General features: G+C 45.4%; 21 protein-coding genes. 16 read left to right on the forward strand and 5 right to left on the reverse strand.

Going from position 1 to position 20483, the window contains the following annotated elements; genetic code table 11:
• Positions 1-62: 62 nt before the first annotated feature.
• A complete protein-coding gene (locus ACUTVW_RS16430; protein WP_244159157.1) occupies positions 63-317 on the forward strand; it encodes a hypothetical protein in 255 nt (84 codons plus the stop codon).
• Between the two features lie 102 nt (positions 318-419).
• Here ACUTVW_RS16430 and ACUTVW_RS16435 read toward each other — a convergent pair whose 3' ends face one another.
• A complete protein-coding gene (locus tag ACUTVW_RS16435; RefSeq protein ID WP_445646807.1) occupies positions 420-2294 on the reverse strand; it encodes a S8 family peptidase in 1875 nt (624 codons plus the stop codon).
• Positions 2295-2584: 290 nt separating this feature from the next.
• Between ACUTVW_RS16435 and ACUTVW_RS16440 the strand changes: the two genes are divergently transcribed.
• The 6 genes from ACUTVW_RS16440 to thiI all read left to right on the forward strand — a co-directional run bounded on the left by ACUTVW_RS16440 (position 2585) and on the right by thiI (position 7488).
• Positions 2585-3091: a YpuI family protein gene (locus ACUTVW_RS16440; protein ID WP_434750110.1), complete on the forward strand. Its 507-nt coding sequence runs from the start codon at positions 2585-2587 to the stop codon at positions 3089-3091.
• Positions 3092-3274: 183 nt separating this feature from the next.
• On the forward strand, positions 3275-3493 hold the full coding sequence (locus ACUTVW_RS16445) for a DUF1540 domain-containing protein (protein WP_434750111.1): 219 nt from the start codon (positions 3275-3277) through the stop codon (positions 3491-3493).
• 33 nt (positions 3494-3526) lie between these two features.
• Positions 3527-3949 carry a hypothetical protein gene (locus ACUTVW_RS16450; RefSeq protein ID WP_445646808.1) on the forward strand — a complete coding sequence of 141 codons (423 nt, stop codon included), beginning with the start codon at positions 3527-3529 and terminating at the stop codon, positions 3947-3949.
• A gap of 224 nt (positions 3950-4173) precedes the next feature.
• The gene (locus ACUTVW_RS16455) at positions 4174-4923 is read left to right on the forward strand and encodes a lytic transglycosylase domain-containing protein (protein ID WP_445646809.1); all 750 of its coding nucleotides are present in this window, start codon (positions 4174-4176) and stop codon (positions 4921-4923) included.
• A 160-nt stretch (positions 4924-5083) separates the two neighbouring features.
• Positions 5084-6232 (forward strand): cysteine desulfurase family protein, encoded by a 1149-nt coding sequence (locus ACUTVW_RS16460; protein ID WP_445646810.1) that lies wholly within the window; start codon positions 5084-5086, stop codon positions 6230-6232.
• 8 nt (positions 6233-6240) lie between these two features.
• Entirely contained in the window at positions 6241-7488 is a 1248-nt protein-coding gene (gene thiI / locus ACUTVW_RS16465) for a tRNA uracil 4-sulfurtransferase ThiI (protein ID WP_445646948.1), read from the forward strand.
• A 156-nt stretch (positions 7489-7644) separates the two neighbouring features.
• Here thiI and ACUTVW_RS16470 read toward each other — a convergent pair whose 3' ends face one another.
• The gene (locus ACUTVW_RS16470; RefSeq protein ID WP_445646811.1) at positions 7645-8346 is read right to left on the reverse strand and encodes a TerC family protein; all 702 of its coding nucleotides are present in this window, start codon (positions 8344-8346) and stop codon (positions 7645-7647) included.
• Between the two features lie 88 nt (positions 8347-8434).
• Here ACUTVW_RS16470 and ACUTVW_RS16475 point away from each other — a divergent pair, with 88 nt between their 5' ends.
• From ACUTVW_RS16475 to ACUTVW_RS16500, 6 genes are all read left to right on the forward strand, one after another.
• Positions 8435-9094, forward strand: a complete 660-nt coding sequence (locus ACUTVW_RS16475) for a TerC family protein (RefSeq protein ID WP_445646812.1) — start codon at positions 8435-8437, stop codon at positions 9092-9094.
• Between the two features lie 261 nt (positions 9095-9355).
• Positions 9356-9850 (forward strand): hypothetical protein, encoded by a 495-nt coding sequence (locus tag ACUTVW_RS16480; protein ID WP_445646813.1) that lies wholly within the window; start codon positions 9356-9358, stop codon positions 9848-9850.
• 186 nt (positions 9851-10036) lie between these two features.
• Positions 10037-11884, forward strand: coding sequence for a translational GTPase TypA (gene typA, locus ACUTVW_RS16485; RefSeq protein WP_445646814.1), 1848 nt, complete (start codon positions 10037-10039; stop codon positions 11882-11884).
• A gap of 311 nt (positions 11885-12195) precedes the next feature.
• Entirely contained in the window at positions 12196-12492 is a 297-nt protein-coding gene (locus tag ACUTVW_RS16490; protein ID WP_434750119.1) for a YlaH-like family protein, read from the forward strand.
• Between the two features lie 91 nt (positions 12493-12583).
• Positions 12584-13645, forward strand: coding sequence for an LCP family protein (locus tag ACUTVW_RS16495; RefSeq protein ID WP_445646815.1), 1062 nt, complete (start codon positions 12584-12586; stop codon positions 13643-13645).
• A 96-nt stretch (positions 13646-13741) separates the two neighbouring features.
• Positions 13742-14194 carry a pyridoxamine 5'-phosphate oxidase family protein gene (locus tag ACUTVW_RS16500; protein ID WP_434750121.1) on the forward strand — a complete coding sequence of 151 codons (453 nt, stop codon included), beginning with the start codon at positions 13742-13744 and terminating at the stop codon, positions 14192-14194.
• Between the two features lie 7 nt (positions 14195-14201).
• Here ACUTVW_RS16500 and ACUTVW_RS16505 read toward each other — a convergent pair whose 3' ends face one another.
• On the reverse strand, positions 14202-14858 hold the full coding sequence (locus ACUTVW_RS16505; protein WP_445646816.1) for a YhcN/YlaJ family sporulation lipoprotein: 657 nt from the start codon (positions 14856-14858) through the stop codon (positions 14202-14204).
• Between the two features lie 228 nt (positions 14859-15086).
• Between ACUTVW_RS16505 and ACUTVW_RS16510 the strand changes: the two genes are divergently transcribed.
• Both ACUTVW_RS16510 and ACUTVW_RS16515 read left to right on the forward strand, forming a co-directional pair.
• Positions 15087-16421 (forward strand): PhoH family protein, encoded by a 1335-nt coding sequence (locus tag ACUTVW_RS16510; protein WP_434750123.1) that lies wholly within the window; start codon positions 15087-15089, stop codon positions 16419-16421.
• Positions 16422-16665: 244 nt separating this feature from the next.
• Positions 16666-17940: an extracellular solute-binding protein gene (locus ACUTVW_RS16515; RefSeq protein WP_445646817.1), complete on the forward strand. Its 1275-nt coding sequence runs from the start codon at positions 16666-16668 to the stop codon at positions 17938-17940.
• Here ACUTVW_RS16515 and ACUTVW_RS16520 read toward each other — a convergent pair.
• Entirely contained in the window at positions 17937-19016 is a 1080-nt protein-coding gene (locus ACUTVW_RS16520; RefSeq protein ID WP_445646818.1) for a hypothetical protein, read from the reverse strand. The genes ACUTVW_RS16515 and ACUTVW_RS16520 overlap by 4 nt on opposite strands.
• Before the next feature lie 184 nt (positions 19017-19200).
• Positions 19201-19437, reverse strand: a complete 237-nt coding sequence (locus tag ACUTVW_RS16525) for a DUF2626 domain-containing protein (RefSeq protein WP_110898524.1) — start codon at positions 19435-19437, stop codon at positions 19201-19203.
• Positions 19438-19750: 313 nt separating this feature from the next.
• Here ACUTVW_RS16525 and ACUTVW_RS16530 point away from each other — a divergent pair, with 313 nt between their 5' ends.
• Positions 19751-20401 carry an RsfA family transcriptional regulator gene (locus tag ACUTVW_RS16530; RefSeq protein ID WP_445646819.1) on the forward strand — a complete coding sequence of 217 codons (651 nt, stop codon included), beginning with the start codon at positions 19751-19753 and terminating at the stop codon, positions 20399-20401.
• Positions 20402-20483 lie beyond the last annotated feature (82 nt).

Raw genomic sequence — 20483 nt, forward strand, 5'->3', positions numbered from 1 at the left:
CCATACCACATCGGCCTCACTGCAATAGGTTATAGTATCACTTGAAAGGGAGTTGGTTTGAAATGATGAACCATTGTTGTCCAGAGGTTTCACCGATTGTATGTGACCCGATCCAGGTTGTCCAGGATTATTACATTCCACAGATCGTACCTGTCATCCACCCGATTGAAGTTGTGAAGCAACACCACTGTGTTCCGATTCCTCACCATATGTATCCAGTCGTTATAAGAGAAGAAGGTCCAATGTATGTGTCCAGCCATAAGAAAAAATCCGTGAAAAAATCAAGCAAAGCTCGCTCGACTTCTCGCAAACGCTAACCGCAGTTAACGCCCCGGGAAAAAGAATCAAACCAAAGAGCAGCATACGCCCCGGGGCGCAGCTGCTTTTATTTTTGTGTAAGTTGACCTAACTTATATCAATTATCGAATATATTTTTTCATCGTATTATCCATCTGTTGTCTGACATGCTGCGGCCAAAACTGTAGCGGAGCACTGCTTCCAGATGCGGCCTGCAATGCTTTATATACATCAATCTGCCCATAGCCATAGTACTTATCGTGGCCGGGCTCACCCAGATCAATTACACTCTGACGCATCAGATCCATGACTTCGGTATTGGTCAAATCCGGGTTGAGTGAGCGAATTAATCCTGCCAGCGCCGCGACGTGCGGACTTGCCATGGATGTACCTGATAGAGCGGCGTACTGGTTATCCGGATAGGTACTTGCGATACTTGATCCCGGAGCCGTCACATCCACATAATCGCCGTAGTTGGAATACGTCGCTTTATTCATATCCGGGTCTGTGGCCGAGACAGCAAAAACTTCAGGATAAGCAGCGGGGTATCCTGGACGCTCCGTATTGTCGTTGCCCGTTGCAGCAATAAGCACGATATCCCGATCAAAAGCGTATTTGATGGCATCATGAAGGAATTGGGCATCGGCATAATTCCCTAGACTCATGTTAATGACTTTGGCGCCATGATCCGCTGCCCAAATGATACCCTCAGCAACCGCATAGGTTGTACCTGACCCTGAGTTATCCAGCACCTTGACGGGAAGAACCTTATTGTACCAGCTCATGCCAGCCACACCTTCGTTATTGTTCACGATGGCCCCGATAATACCGGCAACATGAGTGCCATGACCGACATCATCCAGCGGTTTGTTGCCCGGGTTCACGACATTGTATCCTTCAAGCAATTTGCCTTTAAGATCCGGGTGATTCACATCAACGCCTGTATCAACTACCGCTACGATAACATCTTTGTTCCCCTTTGTGATATTCCACCCGCGGTTTGTCTCAATGGCAGGCAGATTCCACTGATAATCCGAGAATAAAACATCGTTAGGGATAGGTACATCCGGTTGTTCAGCAGCCGTTTCGTTGGTTAAGTACATATAGTGAGGTTCCATGTACAACGGGTTCCATTTACTTCCGAAATAATCCCTCAATTGTTTATAATTCATCGTCTCAGACCGGAAAACATACGTATAACCGAGCTTGCGGACGGACTGCATCTTCAAGTCGGAACGAATCGTCCGCATATCTCGTTCACCGGGATCTTGCCGGAAACGAATGACGATTTCATTTTCGTAAAAGTGGCTTGCGTTGGCATTGTCATGCCCTGTCTTTACCGTAATCTCATTAAGGGTGTCGGGATGAACCGATTCAATTTTGAATTTGCCCTCACGCGGATATGGGATCATTCGCAAGTTTTTGCGCTGATGTTGCTCAACGGCATTTAATACGCTTTGACTAAACAGAGCGATGATGGCTCGTTTTCCATTCTTGGAGGGTTGACCCATCACAAAGTACTTTTCTTTCCCGAGTGGAAAAGAAGAAGACTCGAAGCTTTGACGTTTGTTCACCGCTTTTTTTGCCAAATTCAGTGTATGATTTAATTTTTGCTGCTCCAGCTTACTTCCTGGTTTGAACGAACGGTCAAATTGTTTATTGGATGGGCTGTGTAGATTCATAAGCTGAATGGATCGAATGTGTCCATGTGAATCTTGAAGTTCTTTCATATACCGGGTTAGCTGTAAGTCAGTCATCGTGGCCGTTTTATCCAGTATAATTCCAAGGTGCTGCTTGGCATCTACACGGGTCAATAGATCGGTGGCTTTAATATCTTGAACTTTTAGACGCTGTTTGCTTGCATGCTCCTTCTGAGGATTATCTTGCATCGCGCTCGGTGTGGGTACGGTACGGTTGGATGTGGGAAGCAGTATAGTCAGTGCTAATGCGCCAGCACCTGCTGCGAGAGCCCAGTTTATCCACCTTGGTCTGGACATGGATAGAACCTCCTCGTTCGTTATGGACAATGATCATATGGCGTGCCAAGGTGCATCGTCGTTTAGTTATCGTTAGAAGAAGCACGTTTTTTTATGCAAAAGAGTTCTGAGTTTCTTTCCCGATCACTGGCCTGTTCCATGACAGAAATGGAAAGCGCGATTAAGGGATACCGCTCGTCAACTTTTTATGGTAGGATTGTATCTGAGTATTCAAAAGGTTAGGGAACATTTACTGTTTGGCCGACCTATATGTAAATATGTAAGGACTTATTTAAGGGGGAGCTACCTTTATGTCAGCAGCCAATGTACAGAAAACATGTGAGTCAACCAGGGAAAAGTTAAAACCGGCGATCGATCGAATCGAAAAGTTTTTGAATGAAAATGCTTTGCCTGAACTGGATCAAAACCAGACGGAGGAATCAACTGCCTTCTACAAAGGATTTCTATCCGATCTCCGTCATTTGCTCGTTTTTTCTGAAGTTTCTTACGAAAAACTTGGCGTTGTGCTGCGTCGTGCCAACTTTGATGTCGAATTTGCCGAAAAGGCTCTTTATAATACGTATCACCAAAGTGTAAACAGCTTTTTCTATCCGAAAAATGAGTGTTACTCCGAGGACGGAAGATACGCTTACACAGGTCAGGATGCTATCCGTTTCCGTGACAAGCCGATTCGTGCGGTACGCGATGTTATTCTGGAAATTTCCAAAACTTATGAAGAACTGCGCGACGATCTGGCATATTATGAAAGTGACTACCTGACCCAGCGTCGTATGCAAAATCAACGTAATCACGCTTAATTATACGAAAAACCTAAACCGCCCTTGTGGCGGTTTTTTTTCATGTCTTGGATTCGGATTTAAAAGCTTTTTGATGGAAAGGGACGTTGGGCACATGCTGATCCCGACATGTTATCATCTGGCATTTTGACGGAGAATATCGGATTTAGCGCGGGGAAACAATAGGTGTCGAGGTGATAAAAAATGAGCCATGACAAACCAATTGTCAAATGCAGCGTCTCCAACTGTAATTTCTGGGGAGAAAACAACTTTTGCCAGGCCGATGCCATCATGATTGACATTGACCAGCACGCTACCCGTCGTCTGCATGAGGAATTTGCCGGAGAGACGTTTGACTCCGATCATCATGATCATGCACGTACCTCTTCAGCCACCTGCTGCCACACATTCAAACCCAAGTAAGCAGTCATCCAATGATAACGGAGGTGCTTTCACATGAAAAATGATGATTTTAAAGACAGTCGTCAGGATCGTTATAACACAGAAGCGAAGGGTGCACATCAACGCCAGCGTGTGGATTATCCTAGAAAATCATTTCGTGAAGAATACGGGGCGGAGATAACGCCGCCACGAGCCGTTGTACGAACCGGGGATAGAGACCGTGGACGTTCAGAACAGGTGCCTCAGAAACATGAGGCGGACCGTGTAATGGAGTCTACAGGCCGTGTTGCAGGTTATATGGGTCTTGCCTTTGGTATTGCATCATTATTCATGTGGTCCATCGTGCTTGGACCTGCTGCGGCTGTACTTGGTTATTATGCGTTTGTGAACGGTCGTAAAACAGCAGGAGCATGGGCGATTGGATTGGGTATCGTCGCTACGCTGAGTTACTTTTTTATGATTCCTTTTGCACGTTAAAAAGGAAATTCACACCCTCACGTCTCCGATGGATCCTTTATCCGTGAGGGAAGTTAGTGGCCTTCTGTATTCACCTCTTTATGGTGAGGACAGAAGGTTTTTTTCGCATTCGCGCATATTTAAACGTCTAATCAGCTATTTTTTATGAAAATGATGGAACCTGTCTGTAAAAACATGTAGAATAAAGTCATTAAGCTTGAATGAAACGGGAGTGGATATAACCCATGCAAATTGATCCACGCAGTTCACGGCAATTACTGGAACTGCAACTGTCCAATAATATGAATAACCCTACGAGCGGATCAGGTGTGCAAGCCGGCTCGACGACTGATTTTTCGAATATGATGGATGGATTGTTACAGGCTGATACTGGGGGTCAAAACAATTCAGGGAATCAGGCTATGATCTCCAAGAGATCGAACGATGGTCTGTTGTGGCTGCAACTGGGTAGCACCTATAATCCAGATATCAATACAGTGAGTTCGACCCGAACAGATAGTCTGGAATCCTTGCTTGCTTTATCCAGTACAGGACAAGCCGACTCTGGCCAATCCGTACCCACCGATTTTGAATCACTTATCTCACAGGCAAGCAAGAAATACGGCGTACCTGAATCCTTAATCAAAGCCGTCATCGATACGGAATCAGGTTTTAACCCAAGCGTTGTCTCTACTGCAGGTGCTAAAGGTCTGATGCAACTAATGGATGGAACGGCAGCTGGACTCGGTGTGAGCGACTCCTTTGATCCAGGTCAAAATATTGATGCGGGAACCAAATATTTATCACTGCAGCTCCAGCGTTTTGGCGGGCAGGAGAAAATGGCTTTGGCAGCCTATAATGCTGGCCCGGGACGGGTGTCCAGACTCGGTGTCTCAAGCGATAATGAATTGATGAGTGTGCTTCATCGTCTACCTGTGGAAACACAGAATTATATTGCTAAAGTGGAACGAGCTCGCTCCAAATATACGATCTAGAACGGACATTTTCGGAGCATATCCCGAACAAAGAGAACCAACTGAAAAGACAGGCCTCTATGCCTGCTTCTGGTTGGTCTTTTTTTGTGTTGTACGGAGATCATGGTACAATGCTCACTATAGGTTGATGAACGAACTGATAAGGAAGGTGCACCTCGTTTTGAAATATTTTGATTATGCGGCAACGACACCTCCATATCCGGATGTGGTTCGCACGATGGCGGAAATTATGGAAACACAGTTCGGAAACGCGTCATCGATTCATGGATATGGAGAGCGGGCAGACCAATTACTGCGCCGGGCGCGCGCTGGCTGCGCTGCTGCAATCGGTGTGAAGGCAGATGAGATCGTATTTACATCCGGGGCAACCGAAAGTAATAATCTCGCGATCAAAGGGGCTGCACTCCGGTATTGCTCACGGGGGAAACATATCATAACCACGGCAACAGAGCACGCATCTGTGTATGAGAGCGTGCTACAGCTGCAGCAATGGGGTTGGGATGTCACTTTTATACCTGTGGATTCCAGGGGTGTCGTTACTGCTGAGCAGGTTCTGAAGGCTATCCGTTCGGATACGGTACTTGTTAGTTTGATGCATGTGAACAATGAGACCGGGGCGGTTCATCCGGTAGAGGAGATTGGCCATCAGCTGAAAAAAAATGCGCCGCGCGTCCTTTTTCATGTGGATGGTGTGCAGGGTTTTGGGAAAATGCACGTTGCACCTGCGGAGTGGAAGGTGGATCTGTTCAGCTTGTCCGCACATAAAGTTCGTGGACCCAAAGGTGCGGGGCTCCTCTATGTAAGAAAAGGTGTAGAACTTACTCCGCTTCTGTCAGGCGGTTCGCAGGAACATGGGCTTAGGGCAGGTACAGAGAACACGGCACTGATTGTGGGCATGGCCAAGGCGATGCGAATTGCGGCAGAGGCACAGATTGATTTTTCAAGGCGTATACGTATACTGCGTGACCGCGTCATGGAGACAATTACCGCCATCCCTGAGCTTCAACTCAACAGTACTCAAGAAGGAGCGCCACATATCGTACATTTCTCCTATCCTGGCATGAAGGCAGAAGTCGCGCTGCATACGCTCGAGCAACTTGGATGTACGGTGTCCACCCAGTCTGCATGTTCCTCGCGTTCGGCTGAGCCAAGCCGGGTGCTGCTTGCTATGGGTAGAGATGATGCTTGCGCTGCCGGGGGCTTGCGGATTAGTTTCGGTGATGAACATACAGAAGAAGATGCAGCTATGCTGGAAAAGGCACTGCATCAGATGGTGGCACAGCTGCGGCCACTCGAAAGGCGGATGTAAATTAAATGTTGAATTATGATATGCTGCTTCTCCGGTTTGGAGAGTTTATGTTAAAAGGGAAAAATCGTTCCCGTTTTGAGAAAACCATCATCACTCAAGTCAAGGCACTGCTTAAGCCTTATCCTGGAGCAAGCCTTCGCAAGGAATATGGTCGGGTCTACGTGGATCTTGGGGGCGAATCACATACGCAGTTGATCCCCGTATTGAAACGTGTATTTGGTGTGATGTCCATTAGTCCCGTGAAAGTAACACCATCCGAGATTGATGAAGTTGTGCAAACAGCGGTTGCGTTCATGGAAGAGCGTGCAGCTGAATTTGGGGAAGGCACTACCTTTAAGGTGAATGCACGGCGGGTATGGAAGGCTTTCCCGCACTCGTCTCATGAAACGAATCATTTAGTCGGTTCACCTATTTTACGCAAGTTTCAGCAACTGAAAGTGGATGTGCGTCATCCGGATATCGAACTGCGGGTAGAAATCCGCGAACAAGGAACTTATATTTTCAGTGAAGTGATTCCTGCTGCGGGGGGGTTCCCGCTTGGAACAAATGGTAAAGCAATGGTTCTTTTATCAGGAGGGATAGACAGTCCTGTAGCAGCATGGTCATCCATGCGCAGGGGATTAGAAGTGGAGTGTATACATTTTTACAGTTATCCGTTTACAAGTCAGCGGGCGAAGGAGAAGGTTATTGATCTGGCCCGCGCTCTTGCAGATCATGCGGGTACGATCAAGTTACATCTCGTTCCGTTTACGGAGATTCAAACCGCATTCACCCAGTTGGGTCAGGATAATCTGATTATTACATTGATGCGCCGTTCCATGTTACGAATTGCGACCAAACTGGCAGAACGTGAGCGGGCACTGGCGCTGATTACTGGAGATAGTCTGGGTCAGGTTGCAAGTCAAACACTTCCAAGTATGAATGTGATTGGACGTGCTACAGACCTGCCTCTGCTAAGACCACTGGTCATGATGGACAAACAGGAAATTATTTCAATTTCTAAACAGATTGGTACGTATGATATTTCCATTCTGCCTTATGAAGATTGCTGTACATTGTTTGTTCCAAGATCGCCATCAACTAATCCGAATCTACGGATTGTTGACAAAATCGAAGCGACGATGAGTCATCTGCCAGAATGGCTGGATCAAGCAGTAGAACAGACCGAAACGATTACTTTGCATGCTGGTGAGGCTTCGATGTTGACGGGTCAGCCAGAGGACAATGTCAGTGTAATGAAGGACGACTGGTTCTAGGTTTGGATTAGAGTAGACATAACAAATGAAATGTTAATTAAACACAGAACAGGACTGACCGATGAAAAAGAATCGGGTCAGTCCTGCTTTTTTTTTGAAGATATGCTTAATTTGAGAAAAGGCTTAAATGCGTAGATCCTTATATCTAATGCTTGTCTAAGCTGAGGAGCGCTGTCGTTTAGCTTGAGCTCTACTGCTAGCGGTACGTTTGCGATAACCGGCAAGCACAATGCCGCTAATCACCACAACGATGAACAGGATGCGTAGTGCCGGATGCTCGCTGAAAAAAGGCATGATCCGTTTCTCTTCGGTAATCATATTGGAGGCAGTGTAACCCAGTACAATGGCGCCAACATAAATAATCCAGGGGAAGCGGTTAATCAATTTGATGAACAAGGTGCTGCCCCAAACGATAATGGGGATACTGATCAGTAATCCGAGGATGACGAGTAACAGGTGTTGCTGCGCAGCCCCGGCGACGGCAATTACATTATCCAGTCCCATGGCAGCATCTGCGATAATGATCGTACGAACGGCCGTCCACAGTGAAGTCCCTGCTTGGATATCATTGTGCTCATCTTCCTGATCAGCCAGCAGTTTGTAGGCTATCCAGACGAGCAGCAGCCCTCCGATAAGCAGGAGCCAAGGTACTTTTAACAACCACAATACAACGACGGTAGCTGCAATTCGGATGAGTAGTGCGCCGCCTGTACCGTATAGAATGGCTTTCTTCTGTATGGAAGGATGCAAATTTCTAGCTGCAAGACCAATGACGATTGCATTATCGCCAGCCAAAATGAGATCGATAAAGACAACGTTCAACAAAGCCAGCCAGAATGCGGGACTAAACAGCTCCATGGCGTTATGTCACTCCTTATGTATTCTTCAATCACTAAGAATAGCATGTACATCTTTTACATACAAGTTAGAGTGGGGGGATGAGAAGATGGATACGCTATGGCTGTTAACTCAAATTTTAATGATTAATTTGGTGCTGAGTGGAGATAATGCGGTTGTTATTGCGATGGCAAGCAAAGATTTACCTCCGGCGCAACGTAAAAAGGCGGTATGGTGGGGTGCGTTTGGTGCAGTGGTTTTACGTTGCGTACTTACATTTGCAGCTGTGTTGCTGCTGGGCATTCCCTTTATCCAGGCGGCCGGCGGATTATTATTATTCTGGATTGCACTGAAACTGCTGCTTCAAAACGAAGATGAAGTACATATCCGCAATGCATCTACGACCTGGAAAGCGATTCAAACGATTCTGGTTGCTGATTTTGTGATGAGTTTGGATAATGTATTGGCGATAGCTGCTTTGGCAGATGGGGATCTGGCTCTGATTGTCATCGGAATTGCGATCAGCATCCCAATCGTTGTCTGGGGAAGTGGAATCATAGTGGGTTTGCTCAAGCGGTTTCCTATTCTGATATTTGCTGGATCAGGTATATTAGCTTTTACCGCAGGGGAGATGTTAATGAAAGATCCGAAGCTTGGGGAGTGGCTGGGAGGTATGGCTGCGCAAGCTCATGCAATGTTGCCGGCGGCTATGGCTTGTCTGGTTATGGCGGCGGGAGGAGCACGAAGATTCGTTCGCCGGAATGCGTAGATGTCACATGGGATGTAAAAGACGTTTATTTGGAGGGGTGTCCCATATGGACGCCCTTTTCTGTCTCAGATTAGATGTGTTATGTTTATTTTGACTGAGTTTGGACAACACTTTTTCGACATCAGTATAGTTTTTTGCAGAAACATCAGATACACTGTAAACAAGAATTGAAGCTTGTTTTTGCAATTAAAAATGTGTTCAGTGCTGGCATCCAGCACAGTATGGAGATTACATAGTTAATGAAAACAAGAGGTGATGAAGATGAAAAATGAAAAAGCCATTGGACTGTTCATTGTAATTGCCGGTTTTACCATTTTGCTCGGCAAATTAGGGGTCTTTGGATTTATTGGTCGAAATTTCTGGCCGTTGTTGCTTTTGCTGCCAGGGATAGCTCTATATGCATTGTTCTATGCCCGGATCTCGCCGTCCTGGTCATTGGTGCCTGCAGGCATCCTCACCGTATATGGTGTGCTATTTAGCATCACAAACATATGGGGCGCAGGGCTGATAAGAAACTTGTGGCCCGTACTTCTCCTCGGGATTGCAGCAGGTTTGTTAGGATATGGTATGCTTGAGCGGCGCAGACCCGAATATGTCTACCCCGCGGCACTCATCATTGGTGCAGTGTCCATCATATTATTGGCGTTTACGCTGCTCCAGACAGGTATCATTTATGTGCTTGCTGTTCTGCTCATTCTGGGCGGGTTCTGGCTACTTGTTGGACGAGGGCGTACAGGCCGACGCAAGGGGTGGTAAATATATCCAGTAAGTTCATGCGTAGTTTCGAGCGAAATATCTTGATTTTTACCTATGATAAACTATAATATAATGGATATAGACATGCGTCGGGTTATCACCGACGCTTATTTTGTGAGTAACCTGCGAATTTGCGGGAAGTTTAGTAGATAAGAATTGAAATTGGAAAGGATATGGATACAAACCATGCATTCAAGAGAACACATTCGCAATATTGCGATTATTGCCCACGTCGACCACGGGAAAACAACACTCGTCGACAAGTTGCTCCAGCAATCCGGTACATTCCGTGATCACGAGACGGTACAGGAGCGCGCAATGGACTCCAACGATTTGGAGCGTGAACGCGGTATTACGATTTTGGCCAAAAACACGGCTATAACTTATAAAGATTACCTGATCAACATTGTAGATACACCTGGACACGCCGACTTCGGTGGTGAAGTAGAACGGATCATGAAAATGGTTGATGGTGTATTGCTTGTTGTTGATGCTTATGAGGGCTGTATGCCACAAACGAAGTTCGTACTTCGTAAAGCACTGGAGCACAACCTGACTCCAATCGTTATCGTAAACAAAATTGACCGTCCAGCGGCTCGTCCGGCTGAGGTTATTGATGAAGTACTTGACCTGTTCATCGAACTGGGTGCCAACGATCAACAACTCGAATTCCCTGTCGTATATGCTTCCGCTTTGAACGGAACATCCAGCATGGAAGACGATCCCGCCAAACAAGATGACAACATGATGGCGATCTATGATACCATCGTTAGTCATATCCCTCATCCAACGGAGAACGTGGAAGAGCCACTGCAATTCCTCGTGACCCTGATGGACTACAATGAATACCTCGGACGTATCGCTATCGGTCGTGTAAACCGCGGCGTCATTCGTCAAGGCCAATCCGTTACCGTTATTATGCGTGATGGCAAAAGCAAAACAGCTCGTATCGAAAAACTGTTTGGTTTCCAAGGTCTGAAACGTGTTGAGACAGAGGAAGCTGGCGCAGGTGACATCGTTGCGATCGCGGGTATTAAGGATATCAACATCGGTGAAACGATTGCTGACCCGAACAACCCTGAAGCTTTGCCGGTTCTGAAAATTGATGAGCCAACATTGCAAATGACATTCCTCGTAAACAACAGTCCATTCGCAGGCCGTGAAGGTAAATGGGTAACTTCCCGTAAATTGCGCGAGCGTTTGTTTAAAGAATTGGAAACTGACGTATCCCTTCGTGTTGAAGAAACCGAGAGCCCGGATGCATTTATCGTTTCTGGACGTGGTGAGCTTCACCTCGGTATCCTGATTGAAAATATGCGTCGTGAAGGATATGAGCTTCAAGTATCCAAACCGGAAGTTATCGTCAAAGAAATTGACGGTAAGAAAATGGAGCCTCTTGAGCGCTTGTTGATTGATATCCCTGAAGAAAGCATGGGTTCCGTCATGGAGAGCCTGGGCGCACGTAAAGCAGAGATGGTTAACATGGTCAACAATGGTAGCGGTCAAGTACGTCTGGAGTTCCTGATTCCTGCACGTGGTCTGATCGGATACAGCACTAACTTCCTGACATTGACTCGTGGTTATGGCGTAATGAACCATGCATTTGACAGCTACGCTCCAGTCGTATCCGGTCAAGTGGGTGGACGTCACCAAGGTGTATTGATCTCCACTGAAACGGGTACATCTACGTTCTATGGAATGATGGGTGTTGAGGATCGTGGTACACTCTTCCTTGAGCCAGGAACAGAAATTTACGAAGGTATGATCGTTGGTGAGCATACACGTGACAATGATATCGTCGTGAACATCTGCAAAGAAAAACAACTGACTAACGTTCGTTCTTCGGGTAAAGATGATACGGTTAAAATTAAAACGCCGATTATCTTCTCGTTGGAGCAGGCGCTTGAATATCTGAATGAAGATGAATATTGTGAGATTACACCAAAATCTATTCGTCTTCGTAAAAAGCTTTTGAACAAATCCGAGCGTGAGCGTTCAGAAAAACAACGCAAAATGGCTCAAAATAACGCGTAATATCCCTCTAGCCTAAGAGATACAAAAGTCAGTGTTTGAGGGGACATTATTGCATGATGGAACGATTCCTGACTCTCGCCACGGGTAGTGGAGGGAGAGGAATCGATTCTGTAGAAGCGAAGCGTTCGCCTTTGTCCCCGAATTTCAACACTTGATAGAGTGTTCATAGAAATGCGGGGACAACAGCGATCAAAAGAACGATCCGAACCCGGAACGGTCGAACGAGCGACGATGAATCTCATTGTGCAACACTAAAGTCCCTCTAATGATTGAATTTTGTACAGCATGATCATGAAAGGAGATGCCTTAACATGCAAGCATGGTTTGCATCAAACCCGATCATTGCCTATATCGTCATCTTTGTACTCATTACTTACGTGTATAACAAGGTCTTTCGGGTACGTCAGAAATTGCCGATCGGTAAGGAAATTGTGTTGTATATATTGATGGCGATGGGCACATTCATGCTTCTTATTTTTCAGATCGACAAGTTACCTATCATTCAATGTTTGCTGGTTGCTGTAGGTCTGATGCTGTTAGTGCGTGTGCGTTATTTCATTGAAGGTCGTCAGAAGAAAAAAGCGGAAGCTGCCGCTCGAAACTCATAATGCTGTCTAAGCACAAACACATCCGTTTTCCCCTAGGGAAAGCGGTTGTGTTTTATATAGACCAAACAGATGTGATAAAGGTGTTGAGAACATGAACTCAAATTCAAACGGACTGCCTCCACGGAGACAAGCTCCGAATTCATCTAGCCATTCAGGCAATAAAAGCAGTAAGGGCAAGCAGCCGAAGAAGAAAAAACGTATGCGTGGTTTCGTCAGAGTATTTCTGAGTGTGCTAATTATTGGTATTCTGGCAGGTGCGGGGTATGTGTACTGGATATATAACGAGGTCGCGAATACAGGCGTGGATAAGCCGGTTCCACCAGGTATGTCCGCTTCAACAAAACCGCTGACGATGTTACTGCTAGGTACAGATAATCGGCCCGAAACAGGTACATTTCTGTCGGATGTTGTAATGGTTGCTGCACTCAATCCGAATACGAAGACGGCGACGGTAGTATCTTTACCTCGGGATACGCGCATTCAGCTTGATGGATACAAGTCAAACAAACTGAACGCCTATTATCCGCGGTTTAAAACACAAGAAAAGTCCTCTGGCAAAAAGGCAGAGGATCAAATGAAGGAATTGATGGGTAAATACCTCGGTGTGGATATTAACTATACAACCGTTCTGAACTTTCAGGCTTTTCGTGACGCGATAAACGCTGTGGGTGGAGTGGATGTTACGGTGGATAAGAACATGTGCTACCGAGACACGGCCGACAATACGGATATCAATCTGAAGGCAGGCCCCCAACATTTGGACGGCAAAGAGGCACTTGATTTTGTTCGCTATCGCAAGTCCAACTGTAAGCCAAAGACGGCAGAATCCAACGATTTTGATCGCAACAAACGGCAGAGCCAGGTGATGAATGCGATGCTGGATCAGATGAAATCGCTTGGGGGCATTACGAAGATTGGCAAAGTGATTAGTGCGGTAGATAAAAACATGACCACGGATGTGGAATCCGAACAAATGAAAAATTTTATTGCTACCTATTGGAATATTTCTACTTCAGACGTACACTTTACTCCGGTAACCGGGGAGTGGAGAAGTCCTTATGTATATGTTAATGAGACTGAACTTGCTAATGCCAAGCAAGCGCTGCAAGATACACTTTCAGGTAAAGTAGCGGCGTCATCCCCGAAAGAATAGATTAACGTTTTGGGGATTGGAAGAGCGGTTCGCAGTATGCTATAATATCATCAACCAAGATAAGAATTGCATAACGAAGGTCAGGGGGCTGGTTGAATGTCCGAAGCCGTCACACAATTAACCGAATCTCTTTTACAGCAATTCACGAACGAGACCTTTGTTCTTCTGAACACCGTGGACGTAGAATCCGGAGGTCCCACTTCAACAGCAATCTCTTGGATTTATGCTGAAAATGCATCTACGTTTCGTTTGGCGATTGATCATCGTTCACGTCTGGTAAACAACATGATACACAATCCGTTGATTACGATTACCGTTTTTGGTGAAGAAATGGTGTATGCAGTGAATGGACGTGCGTCGGTGCGACAAGATCCGTTACAGGATGTACCTTTTAAGATGTGCTGTTTCGACATTACCATTGAAGCGGTGAGGAATGCCTTGTTTTATGGTGCTCAGCTGTCCTCTGTGCCTCAATTTGTCAAAATATATGATCAGCGTGCTGCAGAGAAGCTTGATGAGCAAGTCTTTGCAGCCATGAAAAAAGCCTAGTGAGAGATCACTGGGCTTTTTGTTGTCTTTTTTCAGATGTGTGTTGCTGCATGTATTGATCTTGAGCGGGTTCATCCGGGTTTTGACGAACTTTGACGTCTTTTGGAAGCTGCGGAATGATGCGGCCTACCATATCGGCGAGTTCTGAAGCGAAACCGGATATAGGATGTCCCTTGCGGATATGCTCCCCAATTTCTTTGATACGTTCAGTGACGTCAGCATCGGCAGTTACAATGGAATCCACACCTTCCGGGTCTTTACGCAAGGCTTCTGCAACAGCGTATTTAATGGTGCCAACGCGTGCCCGTTCGAGATCACCGTCGACATCAATGCCGACCACAGCTGTGTTTCCGAGTATGACGCAATTAGCATCCTGTACACCCTCAACTTGCTTGGCAAGAGCTTTGAGGTGACTCGCTCGTTTTTTATTGCTCATTGAGCCAGTTTCAGTATCATCTGTAACATTGAGGTCATGAACTTCGCCTGTATTTTCGTTCAATTGATCCAGGCGCGAAGGATTCATTCGATCTTCTTGCTGTGTTGTTATATTTCCTCCATAACTTCTTGGATGCATCTCATGCTGTTCCTGTGAGGCGTTACGTGTAGAACCATTACAGCCTGTAAGTATGCAGATGAGAAGCAGTGTGCATATCCCCATTTTCATAAATGTTCATCCTTTCTTGGAGTTTTTCAGAATGGTTGACAATTATTTTGCCCTAGTCGAATACATTTATGTATAGGAGCATGATTGTCCATGCAGCTGCTGAAGATCACATGATCAAGAAGAGCTCGGGAATGAAGGGAAACGGAAGGCTCGAACAGAGCATCTTCGTCATTCCCGAGAACACGTTCCAGCCCATGCCTTTAACGACGCCGCTTTGGAGGGGATTGAATGAAAAAGATTTTTGTATTGGATACCAACGTGCTTCTGCATGACCCCAATGCCATATTTGCCTTTGAGGAACATGAGGTAATCATTCCCGCGGTTGTACTGGAGGAGATTGACTCCAAAAAAAGAAATGCCGATGAGATCGGCCGTAACGCGCGCAACGTGTCCAGATTACTGGATGGACTGAGGGAATTGGGTCACCTACACAGTGGCGTACCCCTTGCGAATGGAGGCAATCTGAAAGTTGAGCTTAATCACCGAAGTTTTGTGAAAGTTCAGGAGATGTTCGGGGAAGTGTCCAATGACAATCGAATCTTGGCCGTCGCGCTGAATTATCAGATTGAAGAAAATGAAAAAGAACTGGTGGAGCGACAAGTTGTTCTTGTCAGCAAAGACGTTCTGGTACGGATCAAGGCGGACGTATTAGGACTGTTCACACAGGATTACTTATCGGATCGCACGGCAGGACTCAGTGAGATGTACCCGGGATATACGGCGCTGAAAGTTCACCCGTCAGTCATCGATGAGTTTTACACATATCGTTTCTTACCGATCAAACCGTTGCAGCTGTCCTACTCGCTCTACCCGAATGAATTTGTCATTCTGAAAGACGAGATGGGCACGAATAAATCCGCTTTGCTCAAAGTGAATACAGAAGGTACCAAGCTGGAACCGCTGTTTCTCAGCAATGATAATGTCTGGGGCATAAGCGCTCGTAATGCACAACAACGAATGGCTCTGGAACTCTTGTTGAACGATGATATTCCGCTCGTAACGATTACTGGCAAGGCAGGTACCGGTAAAACGCTCCTTGCATTGGCAGCAGGTCTATTAAAAGTCGAGGATGATCACAAATACAAAAAGCTGCTGATCGCCCGACCTGTCGTGCCGATGGGCAAAGATATTGGTTATCTGCCAGGGGAGAAAGAAGAGAAGCTACGTCCGTGGATGCAGCCAATCTATGATAATCTGGAGTTTTTATTTGATACGAAAAAGGCAGGGGATATTGATAAGATTTTGATGGGCCTCGGCAGTATTCAGGTAGAAGCACTTACTTATATCCGCGGAAGATCCATTCCCGGCCAATTCATCATTATTGATGAAGCCCAGAACTTGTCTCGTCACGAGGTGAAAACGATCGTATCCCGCGTAGGGGAAGGTAGTAAAATTATTTTGATGGGTGACCCGGAACAGATAGACCATCCTTATCTTGATTCTGCAAGCAACGGGCTGACCTACATTGTGGAGCGTTTTAAACAAGAGGGAATCAGTGGACACATTATGTTGGAAAAAGGAGAACGTTCCAAGCTGGCGCAACTTGCAGCAGACTTGTTATAGTAAGCTTTTTTCCAGTTCATATCTGGATTTATTTCCCGGAAAATGTTCTACATGAGAGCCGACTGCTGAAGTCGGCTTTTTTGCTGAAAAAATAAAAATCACTTGTTGTACAGAACTGGATATGCTCGTAATATGCAAAATACAAGAAAAGTGTTTTTTGGCAGGGTAGGACAAGAGTACTGCATATTTGTTACAATAATTGTTGCGGTAAATACGAATGAAGTTGATCTAAGGGGGAGAGTGAATGAAGCGTAGACATCAGGTTGTTTTATTTGCAGTGCTGCTGCTTTCGCTAACGATCCTTTCACCTAGCTTTGATTTTAGAGATTCACAGCATAATCTGGCACGAAATCAAGAGAAAGATACATATCCGGGTGGTTCATCCCGGAATGAGGATACACGAGCCTCTCTTCATGTGGTGGTATCCATGACCAAAGAGGAGTTTGCTTCGTTTCAGGAAGTAGCTAAAGAAGTGGCGGCTTCTCGTTTTGTTGAGGTTAATGTTCGCAATGTGGAACCTTATAAATATAAAGAGGTATTAGATCAGGAGTTTTCTTTGGGTGAGAACGGAGATATTATTCTGCTGAATAGTGACCAGGTACAGTATTATGCGAGAAAAGGATATTTGCTTCCTCTGAATGGGACTTCGCTCTCCAAGTTAATTGGGGATACAATTGTTGAACTGCGGGGAATGACAGAATGGAACGGGTATCAATGGGCGATGCCCTTTGATTTTGATCCTTATGTGATGGGAGCAACATCCACATACCTGAACAAGACAGGGTCACCTGCGTTCCCTCTAAACAGCGAGCACTGGTTCAAGCTGATCAGGCAGTCTCAAACAAAGAGTACTCCTTTGATTTCGATGAATATAGATGATTTATACGGAGCAAGTGCGTGGATGAGTTATTTACCGCCGGGGATGAGTCCTGACCAGATTTTAAGAATGCAACCTGCATCAATGACAAATGAATTTCAACAGGGAGTTAGTTTGCTGAGCGAGCTTCAACCCCATATTCTGACCATGTCTGTCGATCCATTATTATCTGCTTCGGATTACAGGGTGCAGACTCCGATGTTTGTATCTACACTTTCTCGTATACTTCGTACAGATGAAGCCGCCAAAGGTCAGGGTACATTTGTCTCGCCTGTTTCGCTACAGGCTCTGCAGGCGGTAGAATCCAGAAGTCTGGTCATTACGGCTGGATCTGTGGAGACGGACGCAGCAAGTCGATGGATTGAGGGGATGTCGTCTGCAGCAACGCAGAATAAGTGGGTTAAACAAACCAAGCGCTTACCTGCGAGGCAGCAAGAGATGGAGAAGGAAGCCGGAAATATTGAAGGTCGGTATAGCATGGTTCACAATCAATCCTGGTTCTCCAAAGAGTACAGCTCCGTGCAATTGGCCGAAAACAGATCAATGATCACTCGCTTTCAAAAGCGGGTGCAGCAGGTTCTCCAAGGGGAGATTAGTGCTGCACAGTATATTAACAGCATTAGAAAAGCGATAAAACCCTAAAACGAAATGGCTAATTTCACTTCTAAAACACCTTCATCTGTAGAAACATCCGTAGCTTTGACAAAGGATAGAATTTTTTGTGGATAAAAACCGAGGTCGAACTCCTTCTCGAGCATTCTGCGTGTTGTGTCTGGCAGTTCAAGCTGATTGAATACCAGTTTATCCACATGAAAGCGAATGGAATTTTGTGGTTCATTCTCTACCGTATAGTGCCCTTCTATACTTAATTGTAATTGATCACGCTGACCAGATGCTGTAATTTTATCCTGATCAAATGTAAAGGCGAAATCTTCAAAGATTACATTTTGTGAACGCAGAAAAGTATTTAATTCATCCTGACCGATACGAATGGTATACGTGGTTCCCGTGGTAGATATGGCGCCGTTTTGTTTCTGGATAAAATCGGGCAGGTTCTGCATGGCTGATGCCAATGCTTTGAAATAACGTTTCACTTCGTATATACCGATGTTTTCCCAATATAGTGTTAGTTCATTCATTAATTTTTGGATAGCTGCCGCGTCACCGCTGGCGGTTATTTGCTTATCTACTTCCTTTTGCAGTGAGGCTACTCTTGTTCGCTGGTTCTGCAGGTTGTTTTTCATCTCTGTAAGTTCAATAGAGGTTTGACGGATTTGGTTCGACGTTTGCTGCAGTTGTTTATAGCGAGACTGATACTTGTCCAGAACGGCTTGGTCTCTGCCGATGATGATCTGATAGTAGTCGTACAGAACAAACAGATCTTTGAATGATCTTGCTCCAAGCACCGTCATGAGCAGGCTGTCACGCTCCCCTGTGTAATAAGATCGAACGACAGTTCCTGCTCGGTCTTGCTGGATATGTATTTCCTTTTCTTGTTGTAGCAGCTTGGCGGTCAGTGTCTCATGCTGCTTGGCTAATTCTTGCTGTTTTTCTGCAATTCGTTTAATCTCATGATCAATCTCTACAATAGATAATGTTTTTTGCAAAATGGCCTGTGTGTCCTCCGGTGAGGATTCTCCATATACATATGATGATGCAGGCTGTACAAACAATATTATAATGAACAAGATGGCGGTTAAACCATATCGATACTTCACAAGCATTCTCCCTTCTTTAATTCCTTGCACAATCCCATAGACGAGTTCTCTTCCAAACAATATATGAAATGGATACGTAAAATATCCTTAGTGGTTACATAACACCATATCTTCATATGTAATCTGAAAAAACAAAAAAGCAACCCGACAACAAGAGCCGGATTGCTTTGATGCTGCTGGCGGATTAAAGCGGCAGTCCCATTTCGAATACAGTCCAGTAGCTGAACCCTGTGAACGTTACGATCATATAACCCCAGAAGAGCAATATATACGTACGTTCTGTAAACTTCAAGTATCCCAAAAGGACAAAAAACGCAGTCTGCAGGAAGAAAAGTAAAGCCATTTCGACTAAATCTCCTGCAAAAGCCATCAGGCCAATCGCAAGCGTGAAGAACCCGAGTACCCGAAACATGCGTGCCACGGTAAATCCTCCTCTCTTATGTACGTTCATAGATTGTCTACACAACATTATACCGAGAAAGGAAAAAGGTGTAAACAAATTTGGGTATGAAAGCGAATTCTTTTTTGTGGGCTCAGGATTAGAAGTAGGCAGAATTATCATGATTACGTATGAGGGAACCTGAATATGGAAATACATTTTAGTATGAAAATCAATTCTATGAACTCTATGAGAGGCATAAGAATGAGTAAGCAACTTTTATACCTAATTCACATAACGGGTTACCGGTTATGGGGACGGTTATTTCAGGATGGTGTTAGGAGGGTATTATAGCATGACTGCAGTGAGACAGGATGCTTGGAGTACAGAGGACGATTTGATTTTGGCAGAGGTTACATTGCGTCATATTCGGGAAGGTAGCACGCAGCTAGCGGCTTTTGAAGAAGTAGGAGAAAAAATAGGTAGAACTTCTGCCGCATGTGGATTTCGTTGGAACAGTTGTGTACGTAAGAAGTATGAATCAGCCATTAGTAATGCTAAAGCGCAAAGACAAAAACGCAGTTACCTTCGCAAACAGCCGGCAATGCTGGGTCCACAGGTTGCTGCACTGGCAACAATGGACGCGGAGGAGGGGATCTTTAAGTCCGACGGTTTATCGGATGAATCCTTATCTATGGATGCGGTGATCCGTTTCCTGCGGCAATGGAAAGGTACGGTGCAGGAGAGTAACCGTCAGCTTAAAATGCTGGAGAAGGAATTGCGAGAGAAGGAAGACGAATTGCTGGAACTGCGCTGTGAGAACGACCGGCTCTCCAAGGAAGTGAACGAGGTTCAGACCGATTATCGTGTGGTTAACGATGATTACAAAGCATTGATCCAGATTATGGATCGTGCACGCAGGCTTGCCTTTTTATCCGAAGAAGAAGAAGAGCAGAAGACAAGGTTCAAAATGGACGCTAACGGGAATTTGGAACGGATTGAGTAATAAGATTCAATGTGAGTGTAATATCGTAATCATATACCCGCCAGACCTCCGTGATGTTACGGCAGGTATGACGGGTTTTTAG

The sequence above is a fragment of the Paenibacillus sp. TSA_86.1 genome (assembly GCF_052691815.1).

Bases quoted from the DNA above. Each gene is read 5' to 3' on its own strand.
- ACUTVW_RS16430 (WP_244159157.1), top strand. From the start codon at position 63: ATGATGAACCATTGTTGTCCAGAGGTTTCACCGATTGTATGTGACCCG.
- ACUTVW_RS16435 (WP_445646807.1), bottom strand. From the start codon at position 2,294: ATGTCCAGACCAAGGTGGATAAACTGGGCTCTCGCAGCAGGTGCTGGC.
- ACUTVW_RS16440 (WP_434750110.1), top strand. From the start codon at position 2,585: ATGTCAGCAGCCAATGTACAGAAAACATGTGAGTCAACCAGGGAAAAG.
- ACUTVW_RS16445 (WP_434750111.1), top strand. From the start codon at position 3,275: ATGAGCCATGACAAACCAATTGTCAAATGCAGCGTCTCCAACTGTAAT.
- ACUTVW_RS16450 (WP_445646808.1), top strand. From the start codon at position 3,527: ATGAAAAATGATGATTTTAAAGACAGTCGTCAGGATCGTTATAACACA.
- ACUTVW_RS16455 (WP_445646809.1), top strand. From the start codon at position 4,174: ATGCAAATTGATCCACGCAGTTCACGGCAATTACTGGAACTGCAACTG.
- ACUTVW_RS16470 (WP_445646811.1), bottom strand. From the start codon at position 8,346: ATGGAGCTGTTTAGTCCCGCATTCTGGCTGGCTTTGTTGAACGTTGTC.
- ACUTVW_RS16475 (WP_445646812.1), top strand. From the start codon at position 8,435: ATGGATACGCTATGGCTGTTAACTCAAATTTTAATGATTAATTTGGTG.
- ACUTVW_RS16480 (WP_445646813.1), top strand. From the start codon at position 9,356: ATGAAAAATGAAAAAGCCATTGGACTGTTCATTGTAATTGCCGGTTTT.
- typA (WP_445646814.1), top strand. From the start codon at position 10,037: ATGCATTCAAGAGAACACATTCGCAATATTGCGATTATTGCCCACGTC.
- ACUTVW_RS16490 (WP_434750119.1), top strand. From the start codon at position 12,196: ATGCAAGCATGGTTTGCATCAAACCCGATCATTGCCTATATCGTCATC.
- ACUTVW_RS16495 (WP_445646815.1), top strand. From the start codon at position 12,584: ATGAACTCAAATTCAAACGGACTGCCTCCACGGAGACAAGCTCCGAAT.
- ACUTVW_RS16500 (WP_434750121.1), top strand. From the start codon at position 13,742: ATGTCCGAAGCCGTCACACAATTAACCGAATCTCTTTTACAGCAATTC.
- ACUTVW_RS16505 (WP_445646816.1), bottom strand. From the start codon at position 14,858: ATGAAAATGGGGATATGCACACTGCTTCTCATCTGCATACTTACAGGC.
- ACUTVW_RS16510 (WP_434750123.1), top strand. From the start codon at position 15,087: ATGAAAAAGATTTTTGTATTGGATACCAACGTGCTTCTGCATGACCCC.
- ACUTVW_RS16515 (WP_445646817.1), top strand. From the start codon at position 16,666: ATGAAGCGTAGACATCAGGTTGTTTTATTTGCAGTGCTGCTGCTTTCG.
- ACUTVW_RS16530 (WP_445646819.1), top strand. From the start codon at position 19,751: ATGACTGCAGTGAGACAGGATGCTTGGAGTACAGAGGACGATTTGATT.